Genomic DNA, 5268 nt, shown 5'->3' on the forward strand with positions numbered 1-5268 from the left:
GATTTCCAGCTTTTGGATTTTCTTTTTCAAGTACTGAAATATATGGCATATTTACAGATAGAAGAACTGCTTCAAGAACAGAACATAAAAAAGATATTGCAATTGCCAAAGCAAAGTAAAGTATTAACAGGTCCATTTAGGTTTAATTATCCTTTTATAATAAAATATATGTAGCAAGCCCTAAGAAACTAAAAAAGCCTACAACATCTGTTAGAGTTGTTAGAACAACCGAGCTACCAATAGCTGGGTCAATGTTCATTTTTCTAAAAAATAGCGGTATTACCGCACCAAAAAATCCAGCAACAAAAAAGTTAATCATCATGCTAAGAGCTATAACTACCCCTAACATAGGTAAATTAAACCAAACTCCAGCAATAATCCCCATAATAATTGCAAATATAGAGCCATTGATAATAGCTATAGAGACCTCTTTTTTTACAACTCTCTTTGCTTCTCGCTTAGAAACCTCTCCAAGAGCCAGTTGCCTTACAACAACTGTAAGACTCTGTATGCCTACATTTCCACCCAAAGAGGCAACTATGGGCATAAGAATTGCTAGAGCTATAACACTCTCTATGGTTGCTGAGAATGTGCCTATAACTAAAGAAGCACCTATAGCTGTAAAGAGATTTAAGGATAGCCAAGTAGCTCGTTTTTTTCCAGCTTTAAGTATCTCATAATCTTCTTCTGCTTCATCATTAACACCTGCAAGATTATACATCTGTTCGGTTGCTTGTTCGTTAATAATGTCGTAAATATCATCTGAAGTTATACGACCAAGTAAAATATCTTCACTATTTACTATTGGCATAACTGAGAGATCGTACTGCTTAAAGTCATGAACTATAACTTTTATATCATCAGTGTCAATACCCTTCTTAGGCTCAAAAGAATCATCGCTAAGCTCAATGTTTTCTTCAAGAGTTTTTGAAAAATCAAAAATCAGTATATCATCTAATCCGATAGTATATTGTAATTTTGCATTACTATCTGTTATAAATAGGTTTTGAATATTTTCTAGCTCATTTGCACGTCTTAATTTTGCAAATCTTTCTATCACATCTTGAACTATTTCATTTTTCTTAGCTGTGAAGACTTCAAGTTGCATATATGCACCAGCTTCTTCATCATCATATGTTTGAAGCTTTGTGATCTCTTGCTTATCTTCTTCATCTAAGATTTCAAAAACTTGCGATGCTACGCTTTCGTTGACCTCTTCGAGTTCTTGCATAAACTCTAATTGATCATCCGACTCTAGCTCTGTAACTGCATAAGAAAGTTCATCTACACTTAAAGACTCAACAACAAAGTCAAAGTATCTATCAGGAAGGGCTAGGGCGACATCACCGACTAGGTCTTTTGGAACTAGTTTAATAGCTTCATTTAAATCACTATCTTCTAGCTCCTTTAAAATTTTAGCAATATCTGATGGATGCATCTCGCTTGTTTCGTGAGAGCTTAAGTATTCTTGTAGCCTATTCATTATTCGAAATTATACCCAATAATATTATATTATTTAACACTTATTTTAAATGAGATAACTGCTGGTGGAACTAGAGACTATGCAAAATTTGTATATTGAGCAAGTAGTTTAATTTTATTTATATTAAATTTAAAATATAACCATCTTCTGTTTTCTTCATCTCGTATCTATATAGTCCATCTAATTCTATAACTATACGGTAGTATCCCTCATGATTTCCTACTCTTATTTTAGAAAATCTACTATTTTTATTCTCTTTAGAATAACTCTTTATACTTACATCTTTTTTAAAGTCAAGCACTATTCTATGAGGTTTTACTAGTAAAAAATTTCTTATTATTTTATCATCTGTAACTATCTTTAAGCTCTTAAAATTCTCAAAAAACTTTGCATATTGAATTGATGCTATCTCTTTAAATTCCTGGGGTTCTTTTTTTTGAACTACTTGTTTTTTATTTTCTTTTTGAGTTTCTACATAACTTTGAGATATAAAGATAGGTAGGTGCCAGTCAACTCTGTTTTTAAGTTCTATGCTTCTTGTCTCTACAGTTGCATCAAGATTTTCATACTCAATGGTTACTTTTTTTATGATTCTAGCTGATGAGGGAAGAGTTATAGATGAGCGTTTTAATGGTTCTATTGTTTGTGTCTGATTTGTTGTGTAGGGTATGTCTTTTTCACCTTTTGCTGGAAAAAAAGGATTTTCTCTTGCATCTAGGTTTGCAAGCAAAAGAAGAGTTACACATAAAGCTCTAATCAAAAATTGCCCCTATTTTAAATCTTTTTCGAAAAATTATAAGGCTTATTATATCAAGTTATTGAGCAGAAATCTCTTTTAACTCAAAATATTCTCTTTGAAGTTCCGCATTTTCATGTTTAAGTCTGTGAACTTCACTTTGAAGGTAGTTCTCATACTCTTGGAGTTCAAATAGAACTTCAAGAGAATTCGTGCCATATAAAAGGATACCTATATAGATCCCTAGAGCCAAAACTATAAGTATAAGACTCAGGAACTTTGCTAAAGATAGCCCTAGATATTTTTGAGTGATACTTTGTGAACTGTCTATATCTTCATAAAGTTCTTCAGTTCGCATTTTTATCTCTAGTTAAAAAGAGATGAGCCTAAGTATTCACCATATACTACTTCATTTTCTATCTCTAGGAGACGGTTGTATTTTGCAGTTCTCTCTCCGCGAGCAGTTGAACCTGTTTTTATTTGACCACAATTTAGTGCTACTGCAAAGTCAGCTATAAAAGCATCTTCACTCTCGCCTGAGCGATGACTCATTACACAAGTATAACCATTTCTTTGGGCTAGACGAACTGTAAGCATAGTTTCACTAACTGTACCTATTTGGTTTGGTTTGATAAGAATAGAGTTTGCTATACCTTCTTCAATACCTCTTGCCAAAATATTAGCATTTGTAACAAAAAGGTCATCTCCTACGATTTGGATCTTGTCTCCAAGCTTCTCAGTCATAAGCTTAAAGCCAGCCCAGTCATCTTCATTTAGTCCATCTTCTATAGAGACAATAGGATATTTTGCACATAGATCTACATAATAATCTACTAACTGGGCAGATGTAACTGTACGATTTTCAGACTCTAGTCTATAGCCGCCATCAGTAGCAATCTCTGAAGCTGCAACATCAAGTGCAATTCCTATCTGCTCGCCAGCTCTGTATCCAGCTTTCTCAATAGCTTCCATAATGATTTGTATAGGCTCTTCATTAGAAGAAAGATCTGGTGCAAACCCACCCTCATCTCCAAGTGCCGTGTTATGTTTTTTAGCTTTTAGTATATCTTTTAGGTTGTGATAAACCTCAGAAGATGCACGAAGTCCCTCTGCAAAGTCTTCAAAACCTACTGGCATAATCATATACTCTTGAAAATCAACCGAATTATCAGCGTGGGATCCACCATTTATGATGTTTAGCATTGGAGTTGGAATCACCATAGCGTTTGCACCACCCAAATAACGATAAAGTGGCATTCCTAGGCTTTTTGCAGCAGCTCTTGCCACTGCCATAGAGACACCTAAAACAGCATTTGCTCCAAGGTTACCGTAGTTATCAGTACCATCGAGTTCTTTCATTGTTGCATCTATCACAGCTTGATTAAATGGAGATAGTCCAATAAGTGCATCAGAGATTTGAGAGTTTACATTTTCAACTGCTTTTAAAACTCCCTTACCCATATAACGATCGCCACCATCACGAAGCTCTAGTGCTTCTCTTTTTCCTGTACTAGCACCTGATGGCACTATCGCACTCTCTATAGTTCCATCGCTAAGCTCTACTGTAGCTTTTACTGTTGGGTTTCCACGAGAATCTAAAACTTCTATTGCACTTATGCTATCTATAAACATATAGTCTGCCTTTATATTGGTATAGTTAATGTTGAGATTTTACCTAAAACAAATTAAGATAAACATTAGTTTAATCTTCTGCACTATCTTCTATCTCAACTGTATCCATAATCATAACATTACTCACACCCATGGCTACTTTGATCTTCTCTTCTATCTCTTTTGCTAATTCTGGTTCATCTTTAAACTTTTGTTTAACATTTTCGCGACCTTGACCTAGTTTTGTCTCTTCATAGGAGAACCACGCCCCTGCCTTGTCTATAATGTCAAGTTTAACGCCATAGTCAACTAACTCACCCTCTTTAGATATCCCCTCACCAAACATAATATCAAACTCAGCTTGACGAAATGGTGGTGCTACTTTGTTTTTTATAACCTTAGCTTTTACGCGGTTTCCGATTTGGCTCTCACCTTGTTTTAGTGAAGCTATTCTTCTTACATCTATACGAACAGATGCGTAAAATTTTAGAGCATTTCCACCAGTTGTAGTCTCAGGAGATCCATAACCCATCATCCCAATTTTCATACGAATCTGGTTTATAAAAATAACCGTACAGTTCATCTTAGAGATCACACCTGTAAGTTTACGAAGTGCTTTTGACATAAGACGAGCTTGAACTCCAACATTTTGATCAGACATCTCACCCTCTATCTCAGACTTTGGAGTAAGAGCTGCTACGGAGTCGATAACTATAAGGTCAATTGCTCCACTTCTAGCTATGGTCTCTACAATGTCTAGAGCTTGTTCGCCATAATCTGGTTGAGATACAAGAAGGTTTTCTACATCAACACCTAAGTTCTTAGCATATCCAACATCAAGAGCATGCTCTGCATCTATAAAAGCACAAACACCACCATTTTTTTGACACTCTGCCGTGATCTGAAGTGCTAGTGTTGTTTTACCTGAACTCTCAGGTCCATAGATCTCAACAACTCTTCCCTCAGGAACACCACCGATACCAAGTGCTAAGTCAAGACCTATTGAACCTGTACTTATCGCTTTTATAGGAATAATATCTTTGTCTCCGAGTCTCATTAAAGCACCCTTACCAAATGCTTTATCAATTTGCTTCATTGCTAGATCTAGTGATTTTTGTTTATTTGCGTCCATTTTGGGCTCACTTTATGTAAATTTTCAAAGAGTTTATAACAAAACAATATTTTTTATAAAATATATTGCAAATTGTCATATTTTCTATAATAAAACCTTCTGATTTATTTGTAAACTAGATTTCGTGTCAAGCACTAAATGACGAGACATACGTCATCCTGAACTTGTTTCAGGATCTAATTTGATAATTTTCAGAACACTCAATACTTTTTTCTTTTTTATCTCTTAGTCGGATTTTATCCTTATTTGGTTAAAATCCATATTATGAAAAAAACATTAATTGCACACTCACCAGACGCTGATGAC

General features: G+C 34.8%; 5 protein-coding genes. All 5 read right to left on the minus strand.

Annotated elements, in window-relative coordinates; all coding sequences use genetic code 11:
• Positions 1-154 precede the first annotated feature (154 nt).
• The 5 genes from mgtE to recA all read right to left on the minus strand — a co-directional run bounded on the left by mgtE (position 155) and on the right by recA (position 4962).
• Positions 155-1483, minus strand: a complete 1329-nt coding sequence (gene mgtE, locus M0Q24_RS11300) for a magnesium transporter (RefSeq protein ID WP_295050722.1) — start codon at positions 1481-1483, stop codon at positions 155-157.
• Between the two features lie 118 nt (positions 1484-1601).
• Positions 1602-2243 (minus strand): AMIN domain-containing protein, encoded by a 642-nt coding sequence (locus M0Q24_RS11305; RefSeq protein WP_295050724.1) that lies wholly within the window; start codon positions 2241-2243, stop codon positions 1602-1604.
• A 55-nt stretch (positions 2244-2298) separates the two neighbouring features.
• On the minus strand, positions 2299-2577 hold the full coding sequence (locus M0Q24_RS11310; protein WP_295050726.1) for a hypothetical protein: 279 nt from the start codon (positions 2575-2577) through the stop codon (positions 2299-2301).
• An 8-nt stretch (positions 2578-2585) separates the two neighbouring features.
• A complete protein-coding gene (gene eno / locus M0Q24_RS11315; RefSeq protein WP_295050728.1) occupies positions 2586-3851 on the minus strand; it encodes a phosphopyruvate hydratase in 1266 nt (421 codons plus the stop codon).
• Positions 3852-3921: 70 nt separating this feature from the next.
• Positions 3922-4962 carry a recombinase RecA gene (gene recA, locus M0Q24_RS11320; protein ID WP_295050730.1) on the minus strand — a complete coding sequence of 347 codons (1041 nt, stop codon included), beginning with the start codon at positions 4960-4962 and terminating at the stop codon, positions 3922-3924.
• Between the last annotated feature and the right edge of the window lie 306 nt (positions 4963-5268).

This window comes from Sulfurimonas sp., from assembly GCF_023228785.1.
GTDB lineage: Bacteria > Campylobacterota > Campylobacteria > Campylobacterales > Sulfurimonadaceae > Sulfurimonas.

Bases quoted from the DNA above. Each gene is read 5' to 3' on its own strand.
- mgtE (WP_295050722.1), bottom strand. From the start codon at position 1,483: ATGAATAGGCTACAAGAATACTTAAGCTCTCACGAAACAAGCGAGATG.
- M0Q24_RS11310 (WP_295050726.1), bottom strand. From the start codon at position 2,577: ATGCGAACTGAAGAACTTTATGAAGATATAGACAGTTCACAAAGTATC.
- eno (WP_295050728.1), bottom strand. From the start codon at position 3,851: ATGTTTATAGATAGCATAAGTGCAATAGAAGTTTTAGATTCTCGTGGA.
- recA (WP_295050730.1), bottom strand. From the start codon at position 4,962: ATGGACGCAAATAAACAAAAATCACTAGATCTAGCAATGAAGCAAATT.